General features: G+C 68.1%; 27 protein-coding genes. 12 read left to right on the forward strand and 15 right to left on the reverse strand.

All coding sequences use genetic code 11. The annotated features are described in order from the left end of the window. Window positions 1-24: 24 nt before the first annotated feature. Entirely contained in the window at window positions 25-1,512 is a 1,488-nt protein-coding gene (locus Q0C81_RS02280) for an amidohydrolase (RefSeq protein ID WP_291832911.1), read from the reverse strand. Between the two features lie 95 nt (window positions 1,513-1,607). Beyond that, window positions 1,608-1,886, reverse strand: coding sequence for a DUF167 domain-containing protein (locus tag Q0C81_RS02285; RefSeq protein WP_291832913.1), 279 nt, complete (start codon window positions 1,884-1,886; stop codon window positions 1,608-1,610). A gap of 161 nt (window positions 1,887-2,047) precedes the next feature. Here Q0C81_RS02285 and Q0C81_RS02290 point away from each other — a divergent pair, with 161 nt between their 5' ends. From Q0C81_RS02290 to Q0C81_RS18270, 3 genes are read left to right on the forward strand one after another with little or no spacing between them, the layout of a single operon-like run. Then, entirely contained in the window at window positions 2,048-2,698 is a 651-nt protein-coding gene (locus tag Q0C81_RS02290; RefSeq protein ID WP_291832915.1) for an HNH endonuclease, read from the forward strand. Then, on the forward strand, window positions 2,691-3,365 hold the full coding sequence (locus tag Q0C81_RS02295) for a hypothetical protein (protein ID WP_291832918.1): 675 nt from the start codon (window positions 2,691-2,693) through the stop codon (window positions 3,363-3,365). The genes Q0C81_RS02290 and Q0C81_RS02295 overlap by 8 nt, the downstream gene beginning before the upstream one ends. Next, the gene (locus tag Q0C81_RS18270) at window positions 3,331-3,633 is read left to right on the forward strand and encodes a nucleotidyltransferase domain-containing protein (RefSeq protein ID WP_367117964.1); all 303 of its coding nucleotides are present in this window, start codon (window positions 3,331-3,333) and stop codon (window positions 3,631-3,633) included. The genes Q0C81_RS02295 and Q0C81_RS18270 overlap by 35 nt, the downstream gene beginning before the upstream one ends. An 87-nt stretch (window positions 3,634-3,720) precedes the next feature. Here Q0C81_RS18270 and Q0C81_RS02300 read toward each other — a convergent pair whose 3' ends face one another. Beyond that, window positions 3,721-4,650, reverse strand: coding sequence for an electron transfer flavoprotein subunit alpha/FixB family protein (locus tag Q0C81_RS02300; protein ID WP_291832921.1), 930 nt, complete (start codon window positions 4,648-4,650; stop codon window positions 3,721-3,723). After that, window positions 4,650-5,414, reverse strand: a complete 765-nt coding sequence (locus tag Q0C81_RS02305; protein WP_291832924.1) for an electron transfer flavoprotein subunit beta/FixA family protein — start codon at window positions 5,412-5,414, stop codon at window positions 4,650-4,652. Before Q0C81_RS02305 ends, Q0C81_RS02300 begins: the two co-directional genes overlap by 1 nt. A gap of 107 nt (window positions 5,415-5,521) precedes the next feature. Between Q0C81_RS02305 and Q0C81_RS02310 the strand changes: the two genes are divergently transcribed. Then, window positions 5,522-5,872 (forward strand): hypothetical protein, encoded by a 351-nt coding sequence (locus Q0C81_RS02310; protein WP_291832927.1) that lies wholly within the window; start codon window positions 5,522-5,524, stop codon window positions 5,870-5,872. 2 nt (window positions 5,873-5,874) lie between these two features. Here Q0C81_RS02310 and Q0C81_RS02315 read toward each other — a convergent pair whose 3' ends face one another. Together Q0C81_RS02315 and Q0C81_RS02320 are read right to left on the reverse strand one after the other, a co-directional pair. Continuing rightward, complete coding sequence (locus tag Q0C81_RS02315; protein ID WP_291832977.1) at window positions 5,875-6,447, reverse strand: cob(I)yrinic acid a,c-diamide adenosyltransferase; 573 nt, start codon at window positions 6,445-6,447, stop codon at window positions 5,875-5,877. 5 nt (window positions 6,448-6,452) lie between these two features. Further along, window positions 6,453-6,656 carry a twin transmembrane helix small protein gene (locus Q0C81_RS02320; protein WP_291832929.1) on the reverse strand — a complete coding sequence of 68 codons (204 nt, stop codon included), beginning with the start codon at window positions 6,654-6,656 and terminating at the stop codon, window positions 6,453-6,455. A gap of 113 nt (window positions 6,657-6,769) precedes the next feature. On the opposite strand from Q0C81_RS02320, the gene Q0C81_RS02325 reads away from it, so the two are divergent. Beyond that, a complete protein-coding gene (locus Q0C81_RS02325; RefSeq protein ID WP_291832932.1) occupies window positions 6,770-7,891 on the forward strand; it encodes a hypothetical protein in 1,122 nt (373 codons plus the stop codon). Between the two features lie 106 nt (window positions 7,892-7,997). Continuing rightward, entirely contained in the window at window positions 7,998-9,476 is a 1,479-nt protein-coding gene (locus Q0C81_RS02330; protein WP_291832935.1) for a globin-coupled sensor protein, read from the forward strand. A 24-nt stretch (window positions 9,477-9,500) separates the two neighbouring features. Here Q0C81_RS02330 and ahcY read toward each other — a convergent pair whose 3' ends face one another. Beyond that, a complete protein-coding gene (gene ahcY, locus Q0C81_RS02335; protein ID WP_291832937.1) occupies window positions 9,501-10,892 on the reverse strand; it encodes an adenosylhomocysteinase in 1,392 nt (463 codons plus the stop codon). Between the two features lie 174 nt (window positions 10,893-11,066). Here ahcY and Q0C81_RS02340 point away from each other — a divergent pair, with 174 nt between their 5' ends. Next, window positions 11,067-12,401 (forward strand): amidohydrolase family protein, encoded by a 1,335-nt coding sequence (locus tag Q0C81_RS02340; protein ID WP_291832939.1) that lies wholly within the window; start codon window positions 11,067-11,069, stop codon window positions 12,399-12,401. 43 nt (window positions 12,402-12,444) lie between these two features. Beyond that, window positions 12,445-13,440 (forward strand): biotin synthase BioB, encoded by a 996-nt coding sequence (gene bioB, locus Q0C81_RS02345; protein WP_291832942.1) that lies wholly within the window; start codon window positions 12,445-12,447, stop codon window positions 13,438-13,440. Between the two features lie 60 nt (window positions 13,441-13,500). Here the strand turns inward: bioB and Q0C81_RS02350 are convergent, their stop codons facing one another. Continuing rightward, a complete protein-coding gene (locus Q0C81_RS02350) occupies window positions 13,501-13,899 on the reverse strand; it encodes a hypothetical protein (RefSeq protein WP_291832945.1) in 399 nt (132 codons plus the stop codon). Between the two features lie 285 nt (window positions 13,900-14,184). Between Q0C81_RS02350 and dnaK the strand changes: the two genes are divergently transcribed. The 3 genes from dnaK to dapB all read left to right on the forward strand — a co-directional run bounded on the left by dnaK (window position 14,185) and on the right by dapB (window position 18,289). Continuing rightward, window positions 14,185-16,095 carry a molecular chaperone DnaK gene (dnaK, locus tag Q0C81_RS02355; protein ID WP_291832949.1) on the forward strand — a complete coding sequence of 637 codons (1,911 nt, stop codon included), beginning with the start codon at window positions 14,185-14,187 and terminating at the stop codon, window positions 16,093-16,095. A gap of 167 nt (window positions 16,096-16,262) precedes the next feature. Then, window positions 16,263-17,441, forward strand: a complete 1,179-nt coding sequence (dnaJ, locus tag Q0C81_RS02360) for a molecular chaperone DnaJ (protein ID WP_291832952.1) — start codon at window positions 16,263-16,265, stop codon at window positions 17,439-17,441. Window positions 17,442-17,539: 98 nt separating this feature from the next. Next, window positions 17,540-18,289 (forward strand): 4-hydroxy-tetrahydrodipicolinate reductase, encoded by a 750-nt coding sequence (gene dapB / locus Q0C81_RS02365; protein WP_291832955.1) that lies wholly within the window; start codon window positions 17,540-17,542, stop codon window positions 18,287-18,289. 227 nt (window positions 18,290-18,516) lie between these two features. On the opposite strand, the gene Q0C81_RS02370 is transcribed toward dapB, so the two are convergent. The 3 genes from Q0C81_RS02370 to coaBC form a co-directional block, all read right to left on the reverse strand. Continuing rightward, window positions 18,517-18,879: a hypothetical protein gene (locus tag Q0C81_RS02370; RefSeq protein ID WP_291832956.1), complete on the reverse strand. Its 363-nt coding sequence runs from the start codon at window positions 18,877-18,879 to the stop codon at window positions 18,517-18,519. Window positions 18,880-18,962: 83 nt separating this feature from the next. After that, window positions 18,963-19,412 (reverse strand): dUTP diphosphatase, encoded by a 450-nt coding sequence (gene dut / locus Q0C81_RS02375; RefSeq protein ID WP_291832959.1) that lies wholly within the window; start codon window positions 19,410-19,412, stop codon window positions 18,963-18,965. A gap of 171 nt (window positions 19,413-19,583) precedes the next feature. Next, complete coding sequence (gene coaBC, locus Q0C81_RS02380; RefSeq protein ID WP_291832962.1) at window positions 19,584-20,807, reverse strand: bifunctional phosphopantothenoylcysteine decarboxylase/phosphopantothenate--cysteine ligase CoaBC; 1,224 nt, start codon at window positions 20,805-20,807, stop codon at window positions 19,584-19,586. Between the two features lie 121 nt (window positions 20,808-20,928). On the opposite strand from coaBC, the gene Q0C81_RS02385 reads away from it, so the two are divergent. Continuing rightward, entirely contained in the window at window positions 20,929-21,447 is a 519-nt protein-coding gene (locus Q0C81_RS02385; protein WP_291832965.1) for an S-type pyocin family protein, read from the forward strand. A gap of 15 nt (window positions 21,448-21,462) precedes the next feature. On the opposite strand, the gene Q0C81_RS02390 is transcribed toward Q0C81_RS02385, so the two are convergent. The 4 genes from Q0C81_RS02390 to Q0C81_RS02405 form a co-directional block, all read right to left on the reverse strand. Next, window positions 21,463-21,879 carry a helix-turn-helix domain-containing protein gene (locus Q0C81_RS02390; protein WP_291832968.1) on the reverse strand — a complete coding sequence of 139 codons (417 nt, stop codon included), beginning with the start codon at window positions 21,877-21,879 and terminating at the stop codon, window positions 21,463-21,465. 179 nt (window positions 21,880-22,058) lie between these two features. Further along, on the reverse strand, window positions 22,059-23,672 hold the full coding sequence (gene lnt / locus Q0C81_RS02395; protein WP_291832970.1) for an apolipoprotein N-acyltransferase: 1,614 nt from the start codon (window positions 23,670-23,672) through the stop codon (window positions 22,059-22,061). Then, a complete protein-coding gene (ybeY, locus tag Q0C81_RS02400; RefSeq protein WP_291832972.1) occupies window positions 23,647-24,108 on the reverse strand; it encodes an rRNA maturation RNase YbeY in 462 nt (153 codons plus the stop codon). Before ybeY ends, lnt begins: the two co-directional genes overlap by 26 nt. Further along, on the reverse strand, window positions 24,105-24,714 hold a 610-nt coding region (locus Q0C81_RS02405; protein ID WP_291832974.1), incomplete at its 5' end, for a PhoH family protein. The genes Q0C81_RS02405 and ybeY, both read right to left, overlap by 4 nt.

Here is a 24,714-nt window from a genome sequence, read left to right on the forward strand (position 1 = left end):
CGAGGATGAGGCTCTTGAGGCGCATCAGCGGGCTCCCTGCGGCACGTTGGCGGCCGACAGGCCGAAGCCCGGCTGGCCGAGCTCGAAATCGGAGACCGGCTGGAAGGCCGGGTTGCTGCGGTCGAAGGCCAGGCCGCCGTCGACGAAAACCTGGTCGGCGCGGGCGTAGACCGAGAACGGATTGGCGCTCCAGATCACCACGTCGGCGCGTTTGCCGGCTTCCAGCGAGCCGGTCTGGTCGGCGATGCCGAGCGACCGGGCCGGGTTCAGGGTGATCCAGCTGATCGCCCGCTCTTCGGAGATGTTCATGCCGATGCGGCGGCCGGCGGCGAGGGCCGCGGCGGCTTCCTGGTTCAGGCGCTGGGTCAGTTCGGCGTCGTCGGAGTGGATGACCGCGCACGAACCGGGCTGGGCGTCGACGAGGGCGGCGTTGGCCTCCACCGCATCCAGGGCTTCCATCTTGAAGCCCCACCAGCCGGTCCACATGTCGGCGCAGATGCCCTCGCGGGCCAGCAGCGGCGCGACCTTGTAGGCCTCGATGGCGTGGTGGAAGGCGGTGATCCTGAAGCCGAATTCCTTCGACAGGTCGATCATCATGGCCATCTCGTCGGCCCGGTAGCAGTGGTTCTGCACCAGGATCGAACCGTCCAGCACGCCGGCGATGGTCTCGTTCTGCAGGTTGCGGGTCGGGGGCGTGCCCTCGCCGTCCGCGCGCCACTTGTCCCATTTGGCGCGGTAGTCCTGGGCGGCGATGAAGGCGGCGCGATAGCCGGCCATATTGCCCATGCCAGTGGCCGGGCTCTGGTTGCGGCCGCCGTAGACGCGCGACGGGTTCTCGCCGCAGGCCATCTTCAGGCCATAGGGCGCGCCGGGGAATTTCATCCCCTGCATGGTCACCGACGGGATGTTGCGCACCGTCACGCCGCGGCCGCCGAACAGGTTGGCCGAGCCGGGCAGGATCTGGAGGGTGGTCACGCCGCCGGCGCGGGCGGCGTTGAAGCCGGGATCCTGCGGCCACAGGCTGTGCTCGGCCCAGACCTGGGCGGTGTTGGGGCTGGTGGCCTCATTGCCGTCGCTCATGCCGCTGACGCCCGGCGAGGGATAGACGCCGAGGTGGGAGTGGACGTCGATGATGCCCGGGGTCACGAAGCGGCCGTTGGCCTGCACCGTGCGGTAGCCGGCCGGGATGGCCGTGGAGGCGTCGCCGACGGCGGCCACGCGGCCATCGGTGATCACGACCACGCCGTTCTCGATCTTGCGTCCGGCGCCGTCCAGGACGGTGCCGCCGACGATGGCGAAATTCTCGCGCGGCAGGCCGCGGTAGGTCGACGGATAGGGATCGGGGTTGGTCGCGGAGTCCAGACCGGCCGCCAGCGGCTGGCGGGTCTTGGCGCCGGACGATCCGTCAGGCGCGGGCGTCTGGCTGCTTCCGGTGCTGGTGGTGGCGCAGGCCCCGAGGGCGAGCACGGCGAGGGCGGCAAGGCCGGGGCCTGCCAGGCGGCGAAGTCTCATGAAAAGCTCCCCTGTGCGCCCAACCTCGAAAACGGCGGCGCGAACTCGGGGCGGATTACAAGAGGCTGAGGGCCGCCGCGACAAGGCCCTAAACATTACAAGTCGGTAAGGCGGGCTTTCGCTTCGTCTTCGGACAGTCCGGCGATGGAGAGCCGTTTGGTCCGCGACTGGCCGCCGCGTTCAAGCGTCACGGCGGATTTGGGCACGCCGAGCGCCTTGGCCATCAGCTTGAGCAGGGCCGCATTGGCCTCGCCCTCGACCGGCCGGGCGCGGACGCGAACCTTGAGGATGGGGCGGTCGTCGGTGTCGGTGGCCCAGCCGTCGATGCGGTCGGCGGAGGCGCCGGGGGTGAGGCGGATGGGGAGGTGGGCCATGGGAGTACCGAGGGGCAGCAGAGATGCGGCGTCGCAGAGCCAGCTTGGCTGTGGAGGCTCGACGCTCCATTATGCGGCTTGTTCAAGCCTACTGATCTCGGATGCAAGAATTGACATGCTCTCGCGGTGTAGCCAATCCAAGCGCAGCAACACGGACCAAGTTGTTTGCCGATTCGGCGGGCTATTGTCAGAACCCGGCTTGTGCGCAGCAATTGTTCGTCGACACAGCCAAGGGGGAAGCTATCCACTTCGCCGAGATGGCCCACATTTTCGCGGCCAGCGATAACGGGCCTAGGTCGAAAGCAGATTTGACCGACGCTGAGCGCGGATCATACGACAACCTTATTCTCCTTTGCGCCAACTGCCACACAACGATTGACAAGGCGCCTGACGACTATCCAGACACTCTGATCAGACAATGGAAACGCGATCGCGCCGAGCGACTGGCAGACCTGTTTTCCGTCAAAGCCTTTGCTTCTCGAGCTGAAGTTCGCGCTGCGATCGAACCTTTGTTGACGGCGAACAAGGTCACATTCGAGACCTACGGTCCCGGCTCTGACGCGCGGTTTGATATCGAGAGTGAAGTGCCTACCGCTTGGCACCGTAAGATGCTTGGCAGCATCATCCCCAACAACAAGCGGATCCTCGCAATCCTCGACAAAAATCGAGGTCTAGCATCCGGCCGAGAAGCCGTAACAGTTGAGAAATTTCGGCAGCACACCGATGACCTTATCGCCCGCCACCTTACGGATGCGGATGGCGGCCAAAGGTTTCCTGGGGCAATGGACCAAATAATGGTGGATGATGGCTAAGGACCACGCAAACTGGCTGGTTGGCGTCCTGCCTCAGCATGCAGAAGTCACGAATCTCGAACGTCTCGGACCGAACCTCGTGCGGGTTGACCGCAAGTCGGCTCCACCGGCGATCATCGGAGTGATTTCGGCCGATCAAGTTCGAACGGCTGACTGTGAGGCGTTGTTGAACGGTACTCCGCGTCCGGACTTAATCCTCAATATCCCCAAGGCTGCAACGTGGCAAGGCGAGGTAATCGATCGTCTGGAAGCCCAAGGCGTGGCTTGGGGCAAGATGTACGACCTGTACCGGGCCCTGAACATGGAGGACGATGTCTCAAGCTATCGCAACCCGAGCCTATCGTTCATAGAGCGCCTGTTTCAACAGCACAGGAACGTGGGCTACCTCGAACGTGTGAGCGATCAGGTCTATCGGCTTCACCGTGTGACTGGTGGGCCTGTCGTTGTGGCGCTGACGGATGCATATGAAGTAACCGCAGACACGGTGCGCACGGCCTATGGGGCACTCGCGCCGTTCGACATTCTTCTCAAGAACACACCCTACGGCCGTGTCTCATCCCAAGGCTGGGCAACCGCAGCGGAACTTGGCATCGAAATCTGTGACCAATCCAGCATCTTTACCCGCCTGCGAAATGACGGCGAAGCCGATCATCAGAGCGATCGCTGAAACGATTGGCAGCCTGCGGACAAAGGGGCGGCTCGAAGCCTATGTTTTCGGCTCGGTCGTCAATCGAAAGACGGCGACGTGGTCGGACATCGACCTCTTGATCGTCTGTGAGCTTGAGGTCGACGGCCCTTTGGCTCGAAACAGCTTGGCGGAGCTTTCTGACAAGTTCCCAATCGACCTAACGATCATGCTGACCGAGGAGGAGGTAGAACTCGACTTCATACGATCCGAACGGTGCCGTTGGCTAACGTCATCAAAGAGCAGGTAGTCTTGTTCAGCCACGCCTGCATAGCCCATGAAAAAGGGCGCGGCCCCATCCGGCGCCGCGCCCTCTTCGTTCAGACTGTGAGAACCCTCAGCCCAGAGCCTTCATCAGCTCCGGCACGGCGACCTTGTAGTCGGCGACCAAGCCGTAGTCGGCGATCTGGAAGATCGGGGCGTCAGGGTCCTTGTTGATCGCGACGATCACCTTGGAGTCCTTCATGCCGGCCAGGTGCTGGATGGCGCCCGAGATGCCGATGGCGAGGTAGAGAGCCGGGGCGACGACCTTGCCGGTCTGGCCGACCTGGTAGTCGTTGGGCGCATAGCCGGCGTCCACGGCGGCGCGGGAAGCGCCCACCGCCGCGCCGAGCTTGTCGGCCAGCGGGTCCATGACGGCGTGGAACTCCTCGGCCGAACCGAGGGCGCGGCCGCCCGAGACGACGATCTTGGCGGCGCCCAGTTCCGGACGGTCCGACTTGACCATTTCCTCGCTGACGAAGGTCGTCTTGGAGGCGTCGGCGCCGGTGACGGTCTCGACCTTGGCCGAGCCGCCGTCAGCGGCGGCGGCGAAGGCGGTCGGGCGCACGGTGATGACCTTCTTGGCGTCCGACGACTGGACGGTCTCCAGTGCGTTGCCGGCGTAGATCGGGCGCACGAAGGTATCGGCCGAGACGACCTCGACGATGTCCGAGATCGGGGCGGTGTCGAGCTTGGCGGCGATGCGCGGGGCGAAATTCTTGCCGTCGGTGTTGGCCGGCGTCAGGACGGCGTCGTAGCCGGCGGCCAGCGGCAGGACGGTGGCCTCGACGGCCTCGGCCAGCATCTTGCCCAGGCCGGCGCTCTCGGCCAGCAGGACCTTGCGGACGCCCGTGATCTTAGCGGCGGCGTCGGCGACGCCCTGGGCGCCCTGGCCCAGGACCAGCACGTCCACGTCGGGCGAGATCGCCAGGGCGGCGGTGACGGTCTTGTGGGTGGTGTCGCGAACGGCCTTGCCGTCGTGATCGGCGATGACGAGAACGGCCATTACAGGACCCCCGCGGACTTGAGCTTGGACACCAGTTCGGCGGCGTCAGCCACCTTCACGCCGGCCGAACGCTTGGGCGGCTCGGCGACCTTGAGCACCTTGAGGCGCGGCGCCGTATCGACGCCGTAGTCGGCGACCGCCTTGACCGCGATCTCCTTCTTCTTGGCCTTCATGATATTGGGCAGGGAGGCGTAGCGCGGGGTGTTGAGGCGCAGGTCCACCGAGACCACCGCCGGCAGGGCCGCCGACACGGTCTGCAGGCCGCCGTCGACCTCGCGGGTGACGGTCGCCTTGCCGCCCTCGATCACGATCTTGCCGGCGAAGGTCGCCTGGGGCCAGTCGAGCAGGGCGGCCAGCATCTGGCCGACCGCATTGTTGTCGCCGTCGATCGACTGCTTGCCCAGCAGGACCAGGTCCGGCTTCTCCTCGTCGACCACCGCCTTGAGCAGCTTGGCGACGGCCAGCGGCTCCAGGTCCGTGTCGGACTGGATCAGCAGGCCCCGGTCGGCGCCCATGGCCAGGGCGGTGCGGATGGTTTCCTGCGCCTGGGTCACGCCGATGGAGACGACCACGATCTCGTCGGCGGTGCCGGCGGCGTGGTGTTCCTTGCCTTCCTTCATGCGCACGGCCTCTTCGACGGCGATTTCGTCGAACGGATTCATGCTCATTTTGACGTTGGCGAGGTCGACGCCGGTCTGGTCCGCCTTGACGCGGGCCTTGACGTTGGAGTCGATCACCCGTTTGACGGGGACGAGAACCTTCATTGCGCTATCCACAAAGTCGCCGGAATGTTGGGTCAGGCAATAGGTACGCCGGACCCGACCTGTCAACGTAACGCGGCGTCAACACGCCAGATCACGGAACGCCTCACATGCACCGTCTCCTGACCATGAAACGGCTCAGCGTGCTGTTTCTGTGCACCTTCGCCGTGCTGCTGGGCGCGACCTTCGCCTGGCAGGCGCTGGTCAAGGCGCCGGGCGAGCGCTGCGTGACCGACGGCGGATGGTGGGACCCCGACCAGCGCGTCTGCGCCCGCCCGATGTCGATCGCGGAGATCGAAGGGATCACCGGCCGCCTGCCCGGCGAGACCCGGGCCCAGGCCTCGGACCGCAAGAACCGCGAACTGGTGGCCATCGAGGATCAGCTGGTCGCCCAGCAGGCCGCCCGCGACGCCGACGCCGAGCGTCAACGGGTCGCCCTGGCCGCCGCGCGCGGCAACTAGCCTCAGCGCGTCGCGCCCGGCTTCCACTTGATGTCGCCCGCGCCGTTGGCGTTGGCGCGGCGGGCGGCGACGAACAGGTGGTCGGACAGGCGGTTCAGATAGCGCACGGCCGCCGGCGTCACCGCCTCGCCGCTCTCGACCAGACGAACGGCCTCGCGCTCGGCCCGGCGCGCCACCGTGCGGGCCAGGTGCAGGTGCGCCGACAGGGGCGCGCCGCCGGGCAGGATGAAGCTGTCCAGCGCCTTGAGGCTTTCGTTCATCCAGTCGATTTCCTGCTCCAGCCGCTCGACCTGACTGTCGAGGATGCGCAGGGCCTCCCATTTGGGCGGCGGCTCCAGCGGGGTGGCCAGGTCGGCGCCGAGGTCGAACAGCTCGTTCTGGATGCGGCCCAGCATGGCGTCGATGCGGTCGTTCTGGCCCGAGTGGAGGCGGGCCACGCCGATCACGGAATTCAGCTCGTCCACCGCGCCATAGGCCTCGACCCGGCGGTCGCTCTTGGACACGGTCGCGCCCGACGCCAGCCGCGTCTGCCCGCCGTCGCCGGTCTTTGTGTAGATCTTGTTCAGGACCACCATGGGCGTCAGGCCCCGTGCGTGGATTTCCACCACATGCCCGCGACCAGCAGCACCACGGCCACGGCCTGCAGCAGGACGCGCAGCCGCATCAGCTTGTTCGAGCGCGAGCGGGCCTCGGGGCCGTCCTTGTAGAGCTGGCGCAGGCCCAGGGCGAGCGTCACGGCCACGGCGACGACGGCGGTGAGAATGAGAATATCGAAGACGGTCATGGACGCTTTCTAGGCCCGACGCCTCGCCGAGGCCAGCACCGCACGGTCGCACCACCTCGGCTAAGCCGTTGGTCATCTATTCGTGTTCCAACGTTCGCTTGCCTGGGGGGCCCATGACTGACCGCGCGATCCGAAATCTGGCCCACCTGCGCCGTTCCGCGTCGACGGCCCGCGTGCTGAACCTGCTGAAGGTGGCCAACGAACACGGCCACGAGCTGGAGTGGCGGACCCGGCCGATCTTCCGCACCCCGGCGCTGAACAGCGCCCTGATCATCAAGCACCGCCTGCGCCGCGACGAGCTGGACGCCTTCCACCTGCGCCGCCAGGTGGCGACCAAGGTGGTCATCCCCATCGACGCCGATGACCTGAAGACGGGCGGCCGCTTCGTCTTCGTCGACCAGCGCAGTTTCGAACGGATGATGCAGGAGGCCTTCGGCCTGGAGGCCGAACACGCCGACCTGCGCACGCTGCGCCTGATGGACGCCCTGCCCTCGCTGGACCCCTTCCTGCTGCGCGAACAGCTGCGCCGCGAGGGGATCGAGCCGGCCCCCTGCTATTTCTCGATCAGCGACGGCGACCTGACGCGGATGGCGCAGTTCGTCGAGGCCGAGATCCGGCCGCTGGTGACCCTGAGCTTCGGCGAGGACGTCGAGGCGGTGGGATCGACCCGGCGGCTGGCCGGCAAGATCCTGTCCAACGATCCCGGCGACCGCATGGAGGCCTTGCGTCAGACCCTGCACCTGAAGCCGGAGGAGTATCAGGAGGGCATCTTCTGCTGGAAGGGCTTCCTCTACTACAAATGGGTGCTGACCAGCCTGATGGCGGACGTGACCCATGTGGCCGAGGCGGTCGCGACGGTGAAGCCTCTCGGCAAGGTCGACCGCAGCTCGCGCGAGTATCTGGACCGGGGCCGTCAGGTGCTGCGCGACCGGATCGTCGCGGTCTGCGACGACGCCGCGCGGACCCTGCGCATCTATGACGACGCCTATGCGGCCTTGACGCAGGATTCGCGTCCCGGCGCCTTCCGCGACTTCCTGCTGCAGGCCCCGCGCCTGTTCACGCGGCTGGGCGAGCAGCTGGGCGCGATCCAGCACGTGGTCAGCTTCTGGCGCTTCCGCTTCAGCCCCGGCGCCGCGCCCATCGGCGTGGACGAACTGATCGATGTCTTCATGGACTTCGAGACCGGCCTGGCCGACCGCAATCAGGACCTGGGCCAGCGCATCCTGGCCGCCTGAACGGCCCCGCTAGGGAACACTGCGTAGCCCGGCCTTAAGACCCTAATACCCCCACGAGACACAGGGACTTCCCGCTCATCAACAGGCGAGAAGGAGGGGCGCCGTCATGGCGAACGAGGACATCCAGCGGCGCATGACCTTCATGAACCTGGGCGAGCCGTCGCCGGGGTACCGGGCGATGGGTCCGATCCTGCGCGAGGCGGTTCCTCAGGCCCTGGGCGCCTTCTACGACCGGGTCCGCGCCTTTCCGGAGACCCGCGCCTTCTTCCGCGACGAGGCCCACATCGGCGCCGCCAGCCTGGCGCAGCAGCGTCACTGGGACGCCCTGATCGACGGACGGGCGGACGCCGACTATGCGCGGTCGGTCCGCGCCATCGGCCAGGTGCATGCGCGCATCGGCCTGGAGCCTCGCTGGTACATCGGCGGCTACAGCACCCTCCTGGCCCATCTGACCCAGGCCATCGTCTCCCGGCCCCGGGCGCGCTGGGCCAGCCGCAAGGCCCACGACCGGATCACCGCCGAGGCGGTCGGCGAACTGACCCGCCGGGTGATGCTGGACATGGATCTGGCCATCTCGATCTACCTCGAGATCCTGCAGGTCGAGCGGGATCAGGCTCAGGCGGTGCAGGCGGCGGCGGAGGCGCGCCAGTCGCTGGTGGTGCGCCGCCTGGGCGACGCCCTGCACGCCCTGGCCGAGAACGACCTGTCGGTGTCGCTGGGCGGGGCCTTCCCCGAGGAATACCAGGCGCTGCACACCGACTTCCAGGCCGCCACCAGCGCCCTGCGGGCCGCCGTCGGGTCGATGGCCGACAGCGTCGGCAGCCTGGACGCGGGCGCCGGCGAACTGGCCAGCGCGGCCGAGGACCTGGCGGTCCGCACCGAGCGGCAGGCCGCCAGCCTGGAACGGACCGTCGCCGAAGCCGACGCCATCGCCCTGGCCGTGGCCAGCACCGCCGACGGCGCGCGGCAGACCGCCCAGGCCCTGGTCTCGGCCCGGGCCGATATCGAGGAAGGCGGCGACGTCGCCGGCCAGACCGTGGCCGCCATTCACGCCATCGCGGAATCCTCGGGCGAGATCGGCCGCTTCACCAGCCTGATCGACGAGATCGCCTTCCAGACCAACCTGCTGGCCCTGAACGCCGGGGTCGAGGCCGCGCGCGCGGGCGAGGCCGGACGCGGTTTCGCGGTCGTGGCGTCCGAGGTCCGGGCCCTGGCCCAGCGCTCGTCGGCGGCGTCGGGGGAGATCCGGCAGCTGATCGCCACCTCCTCGGCCCAGGTCGCGCGGGGCGTCGAACTGACCGCCCGGACCGGCGAGGCGCTGGAGCGGATCCGCTCGCGGGTCCTGTCGATCGACGCCCTGGCCGGCGGCATCGCCGAGGCGGCGCGCGAACAGGCCGACGGCCTGGCCCGCGTGCGCCGGACGATGGGCGAGATGGACGACATCACCCAGCAGAACGCCGCCATGACCGAACAGGCGACCGCGGCGGCGCGTCAGCTGGCGCAGGAAGCCCAGACCCTGAGCCGGCAGGTCGCCGGCTTCAGGCTGGAGCGCAACGAGGCCCCGCCTCTGCGGCTGGCCGGCTGATCCGCCGGCCAGGCCGCCTTCGCATCAATAGCGGTAGTGGTCCGGCTTGAACGGGCCCTGCTGCGGCACGCCGATGTAGTCGGCCTGCTCGGTCTTCAGGGTGGTCAGCTTGGCGCCCAGCTTGGCCAGGTGGAGGAAGGCGACCTTCTCGTCCAGGTGCTTGGGCAGGGTGTAGACCTTGTTCTCGTACTTGGCGGCGTTGGTCCACAGTTCGATCTGGGCCAGGGTCTGGTTGGTGAAGGACGCCGACATCACGAACGAGGGGTGGCCGGTCGCGTTGCCCAGGTTCACCAGGCGGCCTTCCGACAGCAGGATGATCTTCTTGCCGTCCGGGAACTCGATGTGGTGCACCTGCGGCTTGATCTCGTCCCACTTGAAGTTCTTCAGGCCCGCGACCTGAATCTCGCTGTCGAAGTGGCCGATGTTGCAGACGATGGCGTTGTTCTTCATCGCCCGCATGTTCTCGACGGTGATGACGTCCTTGTTGCCGGTGGCGGTGACGAAGATGTCGGCGTCGGCGGCCGCGTCTTCCAGGGTCACGACCTCATAGCCTTCCATGGCGGCCTGCAGGGCGCAGATCGGGTCGACCTCGGTGACCTTCACGCGGGCGCCGCCCTGGCGCAGCGAGGCGGCCGAGCCCTTGCCCACGTCGCCGTAGCCGCAGACCACGGCGACCTTGCCCGACAGCATGACGTCGGTGCCGCGGCGGATGGCGTCGACCAGGGATTCACGGCAGCCGTACAGGTTGTCGAACTTGGACTTGGTGACGCTGTCATTGACGTTGATGGCGGGGAACGGCAGCTCGCCCTTCTCGGCCATCTGATACAGGCGGTGGACGCCGGTGGTGGTTTCTTCCGACACGCCGCCGATGGCGTCGCGGATGGCCGAGTAGAAGCCGGGCTTCTCGGCGATGTAGCGCTTCATGACCGAGAAGAGGGCTTCTTCTTCCTCATTCTGCGGGTTCGACAGGACCGAGATGTCCTTCTCGGCCTTGGGGCCGAGCACGCACAGCAGGGTGGCGTCGCCGCCGTCGTCCAGGATCAGGTTCGGATAGCCGCCGTCGGCCCATTCGAAGATCTTGTGGGCGTAGTCCCAGTACTCGACCAGGGTCTCGCCCTTGGTGGCGAAGACCGGGGTGCCCGAGGCGGCGATGGCGGCCGCGGCGTGGTCCTGGGTCGAGAAGATGTTGCACGACGCCCAGCGGACCTCGGCGCCCAGCGCTTCCAGCGTCTGGATCAGCACGGCGGTCTGGATGGTCATGTGCAGGCTCCCGGCGATGCGGGCGCCCTTCAGCGGCTTGTCCTTGCCGAACTCGGAGCGCAGCGCCATCAGGCCGGGCATCTCGGTCTCGGCGATGGCGATTTCCTTGTTGCCGTAGTCGGCAAGCGAGATGTCGCGGACGATATAGTCGGTCATGGGGGTCTGTTCCGGTCGGATGTTCGCGCGGGCCTATAGCCCGAAGCCGCCGATCCGGCAAGAAACCCATAAAGATATCCTTATGTGTTTGGACGCCAGGGCCGCTGACGGGCGTCGCTGGCGAAGGCCGCCGATCTGGGCTCTAGTGCCCGCCTGTTCATTGGGGGATCGGGCATGAACCGTCTGGCTGCGAGCGCTCTGGGTGTGGCGGCGTCGGCGCTGGTCGCCGGAGCGACATGGGCGCAGGAGGCGGCTCCGGCGGCAGAAGGCCCGGTGACGCTGATCCAGGCGGGCCGCCTGCTGGACCGACCCGGCCGGGCGCCGCGCGGCCCCTCGACCCTGGTGGTTCGTGACGGGCGGATCGTCGAGATCCGCGACGGCTTCGTCGACGCCTCGGCCTTCCCCGGCGCCGTCGTCATCGACCAGCGCGGGCGCTTCGTCCTGCCGGGCCTGATCGACAGCCATGTGCACCTGGTGTCGGACCTCGGCGGCCAGGCGGGCTTCCTCTCCGGCGTAACCGAGAACCTCCCCGTCCATGCCTACCGGGCGGCGGAGAACGCCGAGAAGACCCTGATGGCCGGCTTCACCACGGTGCGGAACCTCGGGGACGAGGGCGGGGTGACGCTGGCGCTGGCGGACGAGACGACGGCCCACCGGCTCCCAGGGCCCCGTATAGTGGACGCGGGGAACAGCATCTCGACCACCTCGGGCCATATGGACGGGCGGCTGGGCTTCAACGACGACTTCCGCGAGGTCATCCCGCACGAGAACGTCTGCAACGGTGTCGAAAGCTGCCGCGAGGCGGTGCGCGTTCAGGTCGGTCGCGGCGCCGACGTGATCAAGATCGCCACCACCGGCGGCGTGAACAGCCGCATCGGCGCCGGCGTCGGGGCGCAGATGTTCGATGACGAGGCGCGCGCCCTGATCGAGACGGCCCACCTGTACGGCCTGAAGGTCGCGGTCCACGCCCACGGCGCCGACGGGATCAACATGGCGCTGCGCCTCGGCGCGGACTCCATCGAGCACGGCACGATCTTCGACGACGAGACGATCCGGCTGTTCCGCGAAAGCGGCGCCTACTATGTGCCCACCCTGTCGACCGTGAACGGCTACATCGAGCGGCTGGCGGCGGATCCGAACGCCTATCCGCCCGAGGTCCTGCCGAAGATCCGCTGGCGCATCGAGATCACCGGCCAGTCGCTGCGGCGCGCCGTCCCGGCGGGCGTGCGCATCGCCTTCGGAACCGACGCGGGGGTGTCCAAGCATGGCCGCAACGCCGATGAATTCGCCCTGATGGTGCAGAACGGCATGACGCCGATGACGGCGATCGAGGCGGCGACGGTGAACGCCGCCGACCTGCTGGGCCTGTCCGCCGAGGTCGGGACCCTGGAGCCGGGCAAGCGCGCCGATGTGATCGCGGTCGACGGCGATCCCCTGACCGACGTGACCGTCCTGACCGATGTGGACTTCGTCATGCGGGACGGCCGGGTCTACCGCAGCGAGGATTGAACCGGCTTGGCGGGCGCCCCGGGCGGGGTTAGGAACCCGTCCCATGACCCGTGACCTCGCCGCCCCCCGCCAGGACTGGACGCTCGAAGAGGTGGAGGCGCTGTTCGCCCGCCCGTTCATGGAGCTGGTCTATGACGCCGCCACGGTGCACCGGACCTGGTTCGACCCGTCGGAAGTGCAGAAGAGCCAGCTGCTGTCGATCAAGACCGGCGGCTGCGCCGAAAACTGCGGCTACTGCTCGCAATCGGCCAGCTTCAAGACCGGGCTGAAGGCCGAGAAGCTGATGGAGACCTCCACCGTGCTGGCCGAGGCCATGGCGGCCAAGGCGGGCGGGGCCTCGCGCTTCTGCATGGGCGCGGCCTGGCGCGAGCTCAAGGACCGCGACACCCCGAAACTGGCGGCCATGATCTCGGGCGTGAAGGCCCTGGGACTGGAGACCTGCGCGACCCTGGGCATGCTGACCGCCGATCAGGCCAGGCAGCTGAAGGCCGCGGGCCTGGATTATTATAACCACAACCTCGACACCGGCCCGGACTACTACGCCGATGTCGTGACCACGCGGACCTACCAGGACCGGCTGGACACCCTGGAGCATGTGCGGGACGCCGGCATGTCGACCTGCTGCGGCGGGATCGTCGGCATGGGCGAGGCGCGGCGCGACCGGGCGGGTCTGCTGCACGCCCTGGCGACCCTGCCGGTCCATCCCGACAGCCTGCCGGTCAATGCGCTGGTGCCCGTCACCGGCACCCCGCTGGGCGACCGGGTGAAGAAGGAGGGCGAGATCGATCCGATCGAATTCGTCCGCACCGTCGCCGTGGCCCGCATCGTCTGTCCCAAGGCCATGGTGCGGCTGTCAGCGGGCCGCGAGACCATGAGCCCGGAAATGCAGGCCCTGTGCTTCCTGGCCGGCGCCAACTCCATCTTCGTGGGCGGCAAGCTGCTGACCACGCCGAACCCCGAGCAGGACGAGGACGCCCGCCTGTTCGCCCTGCTGGACCTGCGCCCCCTGCAGCCGGCGGCGGCCGAAGCCGCCGCCTGAAACGCGAACCGCCTCCCCGCGTGAGCTGGGAGGCGGCCCGTCAGCTAACTGATTGAAAAATCAGCGGGTGTAATAATAGTCCGCGATCTCGCAGACGTTGATGCGCATGCGCGTCAGCTCCTGCCCGTTGGTGAAGCGCGCCTTGAAGTCGTACAGGCAGGCGCCCGAGCCGTCGTCGATGTTCATGGTGATGCTGGCGCCGTTGGCGAGCACGCCCGAACCCAGCATGTCTTCTTCCCAGTCATCGACACGCGAATCCGAGGCGAAGAAGTGGGTCATGGTCCAGCCGGTCTGGTTATGGATGCGGACCCGGCGGTTCTGGCCGTCGCGCGACTGGACCAGGATGGTGGCCGCCGGTTCGGCGCCGAGACGCGGTTCGCCGGCCGTGGCGGTCGAAACCGTTCCAAGAGCGGCCGCGAGCAGGGCGGCGCCGGCGATGATGTTGATGGCCTTCTTCATGTCTTCCTCCCCGAGCCGCCTCCCGGCTCTCCGATAACACCGTAATGCACCCTCTTTTCGCGCTTGTCGCCTGACGAGGCCTGACGACTGAATCTGCATAAGGCCTTGCAGGCGGGGGGGTGTTTCCCATATCGGCGTCAGTCCCTGGAAAACCCCGCAAAGCGTGGGGCTTTCCGCCCGTAACCGTACAAATCGAACCAACCCTGAAATCGGGGGCAGTCACGCGCGGCGCTTCGCTTTAAAAGGCCGCCGCACCGCCCGCCGAGATGGAGTGAAAGACTAAGCATGGCCAAGATCATCGGCATCGACCTGGGTACGACCAATTCGTGCGTCGCCGTCATGGACGGCAAGAACCCCAAGGTCATCGAGAACGCGGAAGGCAACCGCACGACCCCGTCCGTCGTGGCGATCCAGGACAGCGGCGAGGTCCTTGTCGGCCAGCCCGCCAAGCGCCAGGCCGTGACCAACCCGACCAACACCTTCTTCGCCATCAAGCGCCTGATCGGCCGCTCCTTCACGGATCCCGTGGTGGCGAAGGACAAGGACATGGTGCCCTATGAGATCGTCAAGGGCCCGACCGGCGACGCCTGGGTGAAGGCCCATGGCAAGGATTATTCGCCCCAGCAGGTCTCGGCCTACACCCTGGGCAAGATGAAGGAGGCCGCGGAGGCCTACCTGGGCGAGACCGTCACCCAGGCCGTCATCACCGTTCCCGCCTATTTCAACGACGCCCAGCGTCAGGCGACCAAGGACGCCGGCAAGATCGCCGGCCTGGAAGTCCTGCGCATCATCAACGAGCCGACCGCGGCCGCCCTGGCCTACGGCCTGGACAAGAACGACGGCCAGAAGATCGCCGTCTATGACCTCGGCGGCGGCACCTTCGACGTCTCGATCCTCGAGATCGGCGACGGCGTCTTCGAGGTGAAGTCGACCAACGGCGACACCTTCCTGGGCGGCGAGGACTTCGACCTGCGCCTGGTCGACTATCTGGCCGACGAGTTCAAGAAGGAGCAGGGCGTCGACCTGCGGACCGACAAGCTGGCCCTGCAACGCCTGAAGGAAGAGGCCGAAAAGGCCAAGAAGGAGCTGAGCTCCACGACCCAGTACGAGGTCAACCTGCCGTTCATCACCATGAACGCCTCGGGCCCGCTGCACCTGAACATCAAGCTGTCGCGCGCCAAGCTGGAGGCCCTCGTCGAGGATCTGGTCCAGCGCACCATCGAGCCCTGCGCCAAGGCGCTGAAGGACGCCGGCCTCAAGGCCTCGGACATCGATGAAGTGGTGCTGGTCGGCGGCATGACCCGCATGCCCAAGGTGCAGGAGGCCGTGAAGGCCTTCTTCGGCAAGGAGCCGCACAAGGGCGTGAACCCCGATGAAGTCGTGGCGCTGGGCGCGGCCGTTCAGGCCGGCGTGCTGCAGGGCGACGTCAAGGACGTGCTGCTGCTGGACGTGACCCCGCTGACCCTCGGCATCGAGACCCTGGGCGGCGTCTTCACCCCGCTGATCGAACGCAACACGACCATCCCGACCAAGAAGAGCCAGACCTTCTCGACCGCCGACGACAACCAGTCGGCCGTGACGATCCGGGTCTTCCAGGGCGAGCGTCCGATGGCGGCCGACAACAAGGTGCTGGGTCAGTTCGACCTGATGGGCATTCCGCCGGCGCCGCGCGGCATGCCGCAGATCGAGGTCGCCTTCGACATCGACGCCAACGGCATCGTGCACGTCACCGCCAAGGACAAGGCGACCAACAAGGAGCAGTCGATCCGCATCCAGGCCAACGGCGGCCTGTCGGACGCGGACATCGACAAGATGGTCAAGGAAGCCGAAGCCAACGCCGCGGCCGACAAGGCCCGCAAGGAGCTGGTCGAGGCCGTCAACGGCGCCGACAGCCTGATCCACTCGACCGAGAAGGCGATGTCGGAACACGGCGACAAGATCGACGCCGACGGCAAGGCCGCCATCGAGACCGCCCTGGCGGACCTGAAGGCCGCCAAGGACAGCAGCGACCCGGAAGCCATCCGCGAGAAGACCAACACCCTGGCCCAGGCCTCGATGAAGCTGGGCGAGGCCATGTACGCGGCCCAGAACGCCGCAAGCGCCGAAGAGGGCGAGGCTGAGAAGCCGGCCGACGACGGCGTGGTCGACGCGGAGTTCGAGGAAGTCTCGGATTCCGACGACAAGAAGAGCGCCTAGGACACACCGGGCGCATAAATCGGGCCCCCGCTTGCATCCGCAGGCGGGGGCTCCTTTCATCAAACTTGCATCACAGGATCGGGCGCCCATGTCAGCCCGGTCACCGCTTCGCTCGAGCACCGGGAACAGGTGCAGGGCGGGGGCGAGAGTAAGAGGACGAACGCCGGATGGCGCGAGACTATTACGAGGTTCTGGGGGTCGAGCGGACGATCGACGCGCCCGGTCTGAAGGCGGCGTATCGCAAGCTGGCGATGCAGCATCACCCTGACCGCAACGGCGGTTCGGAAGACTCCATGGCGATGTTCAAGGAGATCTCCGAGGCCTACACGGTCCTGTCCGACGACCAGAAGCGCGCGGCCTACGACCGGTTCGGCCACGCGGGCGTGAACGGCGGCGGCGGCAATCCCTTCGGCGCTGGCGGCGGCCAGGGCTTCCACGACATCAACGACATCTTCTCCCAGGTCTTCGGCGACGCGTTCGGCGAGGCCTTCGGCGGACGACAGGGCGGCGGACGACAGGGCGGACCGCGCCGCGGCTCGGACCTGCGCTACGACCTCGAGATCACGCTGGAGCAGGCCTACAAGGGCGCCGACGTCGAGATCGCGGTGCCGACCACGGCCTCCTGCGAGACCTGCGAGGGCTCGGGCGCCAAGGCGGGCACCAAGCCGACCACCTGCTCCACCTGCCAGGGCGCGGGCCGTGTCCGCTCCGCCAACGGCTTCTTCCAGGTCGAGCGCACCTGCCCCCGCTGCGGCGGCAACGGCCAGATGATCGCCGAGCCCTGCACCACCTGCCACGGGCACGGTCAGGTGCGGAAGAACCGCAAGCTGCAGCTGAAGGTCCCGGCCGGGGTCGACGACGGCTCGCGCATCCGCCTGTCGGGCGAGGGCGACGCCGGCCAGCGGGGCGGTCCGCGCGGCGACCTGTACGTCTTCATGTCTGTGACCCCGCACGAGCTGTTCGAACGCGATAACCTGGACCTGCTGGTCACGGTGCCGGTGCCGATGACCACCGCGGCCCTGGGCGGCGAGGTCGATGCGCCCTGCCTGGTCTCCGACGCCTGCGACGGCCGCTGCCGCGCCGCCGTGGACGTTCCCGCCGGCTCGCAGACCGGCAAGACGGTCCGCATCAAGGGCAAGGGCATGCCCCACCTGAACGGCCGCCAGCGCGGCGATCTGGTGGTCGAGCTGTTCGTGGAGACCCCGACCGACCTGACCCCGCGTCAGAAGGAGCTTCTGGAAGAGCTGGCGGCTTCGCTGGGCGAGACCCAGACGCCGCGCAACTCGTCCTTCGCGGGCAAGGCCAAACGCTTCTGGGCCGACATCCTTGGCGAGACGGCGCAGTAGTCGCCCGAGCCGTCCATGCCTGATCCCCGGGTCGAGCCCGAGGATGACGGTCGCAGAGAATGCCGTCAGTATGCGGCCGAAACGTTCGGGGGTCTGATTTGAGCGCCATCTTCCACGCCGGTATTTCGGGCGCCCGAGGGCGGATGGGCCGGGCCGTCTCGGCCGTTCTGGACGCCCGTGACGACGTGGTGGTCGCCGCCCGCTTCGACCGGGGCGAAACGCCCGACCTGTCGCTGTGCGACGTGATCATCGACTTCTCGACCCCCGACGCCTCTGTGGAACTGGCCCAGGCCTGCGCCGCGCGCGGCGGCCCGGCCCTGGTGATCGGCTCGACCGGCCTGTCGCCCGAGCAGGACGCCGAGATCCTCAAGGCCGCCGAGACGGTGGCCATCGTGCGCAGCGGCAATTTCTCGCTGGGGGTCAACATCCTGATCGGACTGGTCGAGCACGCCGCCCTGCGGCTGGACGCCCGCGACTGGGACATCGAGATCACCGAGGCCCATCACCGTCGCAAGGTGGACGCGCCCTCTGGCACCGCCCTGATGCTGGGCGAAGCCGCCGCCAGCGGCCGCAATGAAGACCTGGACGCCGTGCGCGCCGCGCCCTGGGACGGCATCACCGGACCGCGCGAGAGCGGCAAGATCGGCTTCTCGTCGATCCGCGCCGGCGGCATCATCGGCGACCACACCGTCCTGTTCGCCTCGGACGACGAGGTCCTGACCCTCAGCCACTCGGCCGTGGACCGCTCATTGTTCGCGCGCGGGGCGGTGGCGGCCGCCGCCTGGGTGCGGAACCGCAAGCCGGGGCTGTACGACATGCAGGACGTGCTCGGTTTCAGACAGGCGTAATCAGAACCGTCAGGACACGTGAAGTGGAAATCTCAGGCTAGGCATACGCCGTCCTGCTGGGACTATTTGCTCTCGTGACCCTCAACAGGCGGCCCGCGCTTCTTCCGCGAGGCGGGCGAACAGCTCTGGTCTTCGAACTGTCCGCCTACGGTCTGGCTGCGTTCGCCACCATCTGCCTTGGCCTGCGCGTCTGGTTGCAGCCGCTGATGGCGCTTTAACCCGCGCGGTCAGTGCACGTGGGCCCGGCGACCATGACCGCCCGTGAACAGCGACTTGATGAAGAAGAACACCGCGATGACGATCGCATAGCCCAGGAACAGGGCCAGCACCGTCATCCAGAAGCTGAGCGTCAGCAGCGGCGGCAGGGTCAGCGATCCGCCGTCCAGCGCCGGGCGCACCACGCCGATCAGGATATGCACGAAGGCCGCGCCCAGCGCCGTGGCCCACAACCGGTTCCAGGCCGGCATCAGCAGCGCGGCGATGACCGCGATCAGCAGGCCCATGACCTGATTGACGCCGTCGAACCCGCCCTGGGCCAGGCCGAACAGCCCCGACAGGAATGCGGTGATTGAATCGATCAGGGATTCCATACCGGTCGTCTCCATCTGCATACGGCCAAGCCTGACCGCTTCGCAGGGTTAACGCCGGTCTCGCGGAATCGCTCCCGCCAGGCTTAACGGCCCGTGGAGCCGAAACCGCCCGCGCCGCGCGCCGTCTCGTCCAGCGTTTCGACCTCGATCATCGTCGCCTGCTCATGCCTTGCGATAACGATCTGGGCGATGCGTTCGCCGCGCTGGATCACGAAGGGCTCCTGGCCGTGGTTGATCAGGATCACCCCAACCTCGCCGCGATAGTCGCTGTCGACGGTGCCGGGCGAGTTCAGGCAAGTGACGCCGTGCTTCAGAGCCAGACCCGAGCGCGGGCGGACCTGCGCCTCATAGCCTGGCTCCAGCGCGATCTTCAGGCCGGTAGGGACTAATACCCGCGCGCCGGGCGCGAGCATGAGCGGCATGTTTTCCGCGACCGCAGCCCGCAGGTCCATGCCCGCTGAGCCGAGCGTTTCGTAGGCCGGCAGAGGCAATCCATCGGAGTGCGGAAGACGTTCAATCCGTACGGTCGTCATGAAGGCAACTCTATGGGTGGGGGACGGCGACAATGAGTCTACCGACACCCCTATCGCGCTCGCCGTGCTCCGCGATGCCTTGCTTGGGGGTCACTTGGACGCCGACCGGGGATGACGTTCACGACGCCGTGGACCCCCCGGTGGACCCGCAGTGGACAACATGTGGACAGATCAGCCGAACTGATCGGCGATGCGGGCGGCGAGCTTCCTCGCCACCTCGGTCTTGGACTGGCGCGGCCAGCTTTCGGCGGCGCCGTCCCTGGTGAACAGGGTGACGGCGTTGCCGTCGGCCCCGAAGACGTCGTCGGACACGTCGTTGCCGACGATCCAGTCGCAGCCCTTGCGGGACAGCTTGGCCCGGGCGTTGGCCTCCAGGTCCGTGGTCTCGGCGGCGAAGCCGATGACCAGGGTCGGTCGCGCCTTGCCGGGCTTGGACACGCCGGCGAGGATGTCGGGGTTCTCGATCAGGGCCAGCGACGGCGGGCCGCCGGGGGCTTTTTTGATCTTGCCCGAGGCGACGCCGTCGACGCGCCAGTCGGCGACCGCCGCGCTCATCACCGCGATGTCGGCCGGCAGGCGCGCTTCGACGGCGGCCTGCATCTCGGTCGCGGCCTCGACCCAGACGCGCTCGACCCCGACCGGGGCCTCCAGCGCCACGGGGCCGGAGACCAGGGTCACGGTCGCGCCCAGCTCGGCCAGGGCCTGGGCGATCGCATAGCCCTGCTTGCCGCTGGACCGGTTGGTAAGGCCGCGCACGGGGTCGATGGGCTCGAAGGTGGGGCCGGCGGTGACCACCGCCGTACGACCCGTCAGAGGCCGTCCGTCGGGACCGGCCAGCAGGCCTTGGATGGCCGACAGGATGGCCGCCGGCTCCGCCATGCGGCCGGGACCGAACTCGCCGCAGGCCATTTCGCCCTCGTCGGGGCCGACCACCGCGACGCCGTGGAAGCCGTCGAAGCCCTTGAGCCGTTCGACATTGGCCTGCACCGCCGGGTGCAGCCACATCCGCACGTTCATGGCCGGGGCCAGCAGCACCTTCTTGTCGGTGGCCAGAAGCGTGGTGGAGGCCAGATCGTCCGCCAGGCCGTTGGCCGCCTTGGCGATCAGGCCCGCGGTGGCCGGAGCCACGACCACCAGATCGGCCCAGCGCGAGAGTTCGATATGGCCCATGGCCGTCTCGTCCTCGGGCATGAACAGGGCCTGGCGCACCGGATGACCGGTCAGGGCCGCCAGCGACATGGGGGTGACGAACTCCGCGCCCGCGGCGGTGAGCAGGCTCATCACCTCCGCCCCGGACTTCTTCAGCAGGCGCGTGAGTTCCAGCGCCTTGTAGGCGGCGATGCCGCCGCCGACGATCAGCAGGATTTTGCGTCCGTACAGCGATGTCGTGGTCATGCCGCTGATCTAGCGACGCGATCCGCCCCAGTCGAGTGACGGTTCGACAAAACGGAACATTGCAAGAACTGTTAACCTATGGTTAGGCTTTCGTCCGATGGGTTCAACGTAGGAGGGTGTGATGAGAAAATCAGCGACAATCGCGGCCGTCGGCGCCGCCCTGCTGGGGCTGGCGGCCTGCGGTGACGGGGGCTCCGCGGTCGAGACGCGGGACCGGGCGGCGGAAGGCGCGCAGGCCGTGCTGACCTCGGCGGCGGGCGGTCCGGTCGAGGCGGCGGAGGCGGCGCCCGTGAAGGCGAAACCGGCGCTGACCGCCAACCGGCAGGAGACCGTGGACGCCAAGATCGCGCGGCTGTTCGAGCGCAACGGGGCGGACTTCGGGGCGCGGACGGCGGAAGACTATCTGGCCAGGGTCCAGGCCTTCACCACCCGGCCGCCGGCGGACGCCGAGCGGGTGGAGCGGCCGAACGGCGACGTGCTGCTTTACCAGGCCTCGACCAACACCTTCGCGGTCGTGTCGCGCGACGGCGTTGCCAAGACCATGTTCAAGCCGCGCGACGGCGCGGCCTACTGGGCCGAGCAGAAGGCGCGCGCGCCGACCTTCGGCCAGCGGCGGTCATCGGAGAATCGGGAAGGCTGAACGGGGCGAGGACCTTTAGTCCTCGTCCGTCTCCTTGCGGTCGGCCATGTCGCGGATCAGCTCGAGCGCCAGCTTCTGCTGCCGGGTCGACAGCTGCGGCGCCAGACGGCTGATCTCGATGGTGTAGCGCGTGGCCGGGAAGTCGTGCTCGAAGGCGGTTTCGCCCTCGGCCATCCCCGCCAGCTGCGCGCCGGTCAGACCTTCGAAGAAGTAGCCGATATCCACCTTGAAGAAGCGGGCGATATCCCAGAGCTTCGACGCGGAGATGCGGTTGGCGCCCTTCTCGTACTTCTGGATCTGCTGGAACGTCAGACCCAGGGCACGACCGAGATCGCTCTGATTATAGCCGAGGGCCAGCCTCTTCTCGCAGACTCGCCGGCCAACATGCCGGTCCACGGGATGAGGACCATCCTCGCCCTTGCCTCTCGCCATCGTGACACGCCCTTCAAGTCGCCCATTCAGCTAAGCCTGAATGCGCCGCCCGCAGGCCTCTGTCATCAAAAAATGCACAATTCAGGGCGTGTGGAGAGGCTTCTTGGCCATGAATTCGCCCCCTTTCCCGCACAGCGCGAATCCCGTCATCCGGGTAGCGACCGAGAAGGGAATCCGTCTTACGGAACAACGGTCTTGGAACGAATCACCCGGCGCCACGGCGCCGCGACAAGCAGGCCCGCCACGACCGCCAGCCAGAACAGGAGGTCTCCGATACGGCCATACAGGGTGACGCCGGTGGGCTGCGGCAGGCGGGCGTCGATGACGCCGCTTTCGCCCGCGTCCAGCCGCTGACCATCGACCACCCGACCCCAGGGATCGATCATCGCCGAGGTTCCCGTCGGCGTCGCCCGGACCACCGGCAGCCCGGTCTCGATGGCGCGATAGCTGGCCAGGTTCAGGTGCTGCAGCGGGCCGGAGGTGCGGCCGAACCAGGCGTCGTTGGAGATGTTGACGATCCACCCTGGACGCCCGGTCGATCCCGGGGTGAAGCCGGGATAAAGGCTCTCGTAACAGATCAGCGGCTGGGCGCGGGGCGCGCCGGGAATATCGACGGGCGCAGGACGCGGGCCGGGGCTGAAGTCCAGCGGCATATGGGTCAGGGCGCGCACGCCCAGCGCCCCCATCAGTCCGCCCGCCGGCAGGAATTCGCCGAACGGCACCAGCCGGTATTTGTCGTAGACCGTCGCGATGCGCAGGCCGTCGCCGCCCTCATCGGTGAGGACGAACAGGCTGTTGAAGTAGCGGCCGCCCTCCGGAACCGAAGGATCGGCGACGCCGCGGCCCAGGCCGATGATCAGGCTCTGGCCCGGCTGGACCGCGCGGGCGATGGCGGCGGCGTCCGGCGAGCCCTGGGCGAAGACTTCATTGGCCGTGGCCGGCAGGGCGCCCTCGGGCCAGATGATCAGGTCGGGCGTGGCCGCGCCGGGGCGGGCGGTCAGGTTCACATAGCGGTCGACGATCCCCTGATAGGCCTCGGGGGTCCATTTGGACGCCTGCGGCACGTCGGCCTGGACGATACGGACCAGGGTCGGGGTCAGCTCCAGCCGCGCCGACGACAGCCGCATCGCGCCCGAGATCACCAGGACCGCCAAGGCCAGGGCGCCGAGGGCGGCGGTGACGATGCGGGCCTTGCGCGCGCCCTCGCCGAGCAGGGGGCCGAAGGCCGCCGAGGCCGCGACGGTGACGAAGCCGAGGCCATAGACGCCGGCGATCGAGGCGAACTGGGAGGCCGCCGAGCCGGCCTTCCAGCTGGCGCCCGCCGGATTCCACGGGAAACCGGTCAGCACATGGCCGCGCAGCCATTCCAGCAGGCAGAACAGGGCGGCGAAGAACAGGACCCGCTTCATCCCGGAGGGCAGGAAGCGGCGGTACAGGGCCGTCGCCGTTCCCCAGAACAGGCCCAGGCCGGCCGGCAGGGCCGAGGCGGCGAAGGGCGCCATCCACGCCTGCGCCGGATTGACCAGGAAGGCCTCGGCCACCCACCAGCAGCTGATGAAGAAATAGGCGAAGCCGGCCAGCCAGCCCATCCAGAAGCCGCCGCGCACGCTCGTCGACCGCTCGCTGAGGAACATCAGCAGCGCATAGCCGAGCAGGCCGGGCAGGACGCCGAAGGGTGGATGGGCCAGGGCCGCCGCCGCGCCGGCGGCCAGCGCCAGGCCGATCCGGCCGAAGCGGAGGATCAGCCGCGCGCGCGGGCTGTCGGTTTCAGGCGTCGCCGCGAGACTGGTCATCCGCCGTGTATGGGTCGGCCACGCCCAGGCTGGCAAGGATGGATCGCTCCTCGTCCTCCATCGCCTCGGCCTCGGCGTCTTCCTCGTGGTCCCGGCCCAGCAGGTGCAGAACGCCATGGACGGTCAGGTGCGACAGATGGTCGGACAGGGTCTTGCCCTGTTCCACGGCCTCTCGCGAACAGACGCCATAGGCCAGCGTCAGGTCGCCAAGATGGGGAAAGGCGCTTTCCGCCGCCGGGAAGGACAGGACGTTGGTCGGCCGGTCGCGGTCGCGGAAGCGGGCGTTGATCTCGCGCACGCTCTCGTCGTCGGTCAGCAGGACGACCACGTCGCCCTGGATCACACCCAGCGCCGCCTTCGCCGCGCGTTCGACCACCGCCTCGACCTCCGGCAGGGCGGCGGACCAGGCGTCGTCCTCGATCTCGATCTCGATCACCGGCGGGGCTCTTCCAGGTCGGGCGGCGGGGCCGCCGCGTCGGCGTCGTAGGCGCGCACGATCCGCTCGACCATGGCGTGGCGCACCACGTCCTGGGCCTCGAACTTCAGCACGCCCACGCCCTGAACCCCGTCGAGGATGCGCAGGGCGTGCGACAGGCCCGAGTCCCGGCGGTTCAGCAGGTCGATCTGCGAAGGATCGCCGGTGACCACCATCCGGGCCCCCTCCCCCAGACGGGTCAGGACCATCTTCATCTGCAGACGGGTCAGGTTCTGCGCCTCGTCCACGATGATGAAGGCGTGGGCCAGGGTGCGGCCGCGCATGAAGGCGATGGGGGCGGCCTCGATCTCGCCCTTGTCGCGGCGACGGCGCACGTCGTCGGCGCCGAGAATGTCGTTCAGCGCTTCCCAGATGGGGGCCAGATAGGGGTCGACCTTCTCGTTCAGGTCGCCGGGCAGGAAGCCCAGCTTCTCGCCCGCCTCGACCGCCGGGCGGGTGATGACCAGCCGGTCCACCTGACCCCGGCGCAGCAGGGAGGCGCCGTAGGCGGCGGCGAGGAAGGTCTTGCCGGTGCCCGCCGGTCCGACCCCGAAGCTCAGCTCGCAG

The sequence above is a fragment of the Brevundimonas sp. genome (assembly GCF_023259385.1).
GTDB lineage: Bacteria > Pseudomonadota > Alphaproteobacteria > Caulobacterales > Caulobacteraceae > Brevundimonas.

Bases quoted from the DNA above. Each gene is read 5' to 3' on its own strand.
- lnt (WP_291832970.1), bottom strand. From the start codon at position 23,672: ATGACCAGTCTCGCGGCGACGCCTGAAACCGACAGCCCGCGCGCGCGG.
- dnaK (WP_291832949.1), top strand. From the start codon at position 14,185: ATGGCCAAGATCATCGGCATCGACCTGGGTACGACCAATTCGTGCGTC.
- Q0C81_RS02310 (WP_291832927.1), top strand. From the start codon at position 5,522: ATGCACCGTCTCCTGACCATGAAACGGCTCAGCGTGCTGTTTCTGTGC.
- Q0C81_RS18270 (WP_367117964.1), top strand. From the start codon at position 3,331: ATGACGGCGAAGCCGATCATCAGAGCGATCGCTGAAACGATTGGCAGC.
- bioB (WP_291832942.1), top strand. From the start codon at position 12,445: ATGACCCGTGACCTCGCCGCCCCCCGCCAGGACTGGACGCTCGAAGAG.
- Q0C81_RS02385 (WP_291832965.1), top strand. From the start codon at position 20,929: ATGAGAAAATCAGCGACAATCGCGGCCGTCGGCGCCGCCCTGCTGGGG.
- Q0C81_RS02305 (WP_291832924.1), bottom strand. From the start codon at position 5,414: ATGAAGGTTCTCGTCCCCGTCAAACGGGTGATCGACTCCAACGTCAAG.
- Q0C81_RS02300 (WP_291832921.1), bottom strand. From the start codon at position 4,650: ATGGCCGTTCTCGTCATCGCCGATCACGACGGCAAGGCCGTTCGCGAC.
- Q0C81_RS02370 (WP_291832956.1), bottom strand. From the start codon at position 18,879: ATGGAATCCCTGATCGATTCAATCACCGCATTCCTGTCGGGGCTGTTC.
- Q0C81_RS02280 (WP_291832911.1), bottom strand. From the start codon at position 1,512: ATGAGACTTCGCCGCCTGGCAGGCCCCGGCCTTGCCGCCCTCGCCGTG.
- Q0C81_RS02350 (WP_291832945.1), bottom strand. From the start codon at position 13,899: ATGAAGAAGGCCATCAACATCATCGCCGGCGCCGCCCTGCTCGCGGCC.
- Q0C81_RS02295 (WP_291832918.1), top strand. From the start codon at position 2,691: ATGGCTAAGGACCACGCAAACTGGCTGGTTGGCGTCCTGCCTCAGCAT.
- Q0C81_RS02340 (WP_291832939.1), top strand. From the start codon at position 11,067: ATGAACCGTCTGGCTGCGAGCGCTCTGGGTGTGGCGGCGTCGGCGCTG.
- Q0C81_RS02315 (WP_291832977.1), bottom strand. From the start codon at position 6,447: ATGGTGGTCCTGAACAAGATCTACACAAAGACCGGCGACGGCGGGCAG.
- Q0C81_RS02320 (WP_291832929.1), bottom strand. From the start codon at position 6,656: ATGACCGTCTTCGATATTCTCATTCTCACCGCCGTCGTCGCCGTGGCC.
- Q0C81_RS02330 (WP_291832935.1), top strand. From the start codon at position 7,998: ATGGCGAACGAGGACATCCAGCGGCGCATGACCTTCATGAACCTGGGC.
- Q0C81_RS02390 (WP_291832968.1), bottom strand. From the start codon at position 21,879: ATGGCGAGAGGCAAGGGCGAGGATGGTCCTCATCCCGTGGACCGGCAT.
- ahcY (WP_291832937.1), bottom strand. From the start codon at position 10,892: ATGACCGACTATATCGTCCGCGACATCTCGCTTGCCGACTACGGCAAC.
- coaBC (WP_291832962.1), bottom strand. From the start codon at position 20,807: ATGACCACGACATCGCTGTACGGACGCAAAATCCTGCTGATCGTCGGC.
- dut (WP_291832959.1), bottom strand. From the start codon at position 19,412: ATGACGACCGTACGGATTGAACGTCTTCCGCACTCCGATGGATTGCCT.
- dnaJ (WP_291832952.1), top strand. From the start codon at position 16,263: ATGGCGCGAGACTATTACGAGGTTCTGGGGGTCGAGCGGACGATCGAC.
- Q0C81_RS02325 (WP_291832932.1), top strand. From the start codon at position 6,770: ATGACTGACCGCGCGATCCGAAATCTGGCCCACCTGCGCCGTTCCGCG.
- Q0C81_RS02285 (WP_291832913.1), bottom strand. From the start codon at position 1,886: ATGGCCCACCTCCCCATCCGCCTCACCCCCGGCGCCTCCGCCGACCGC.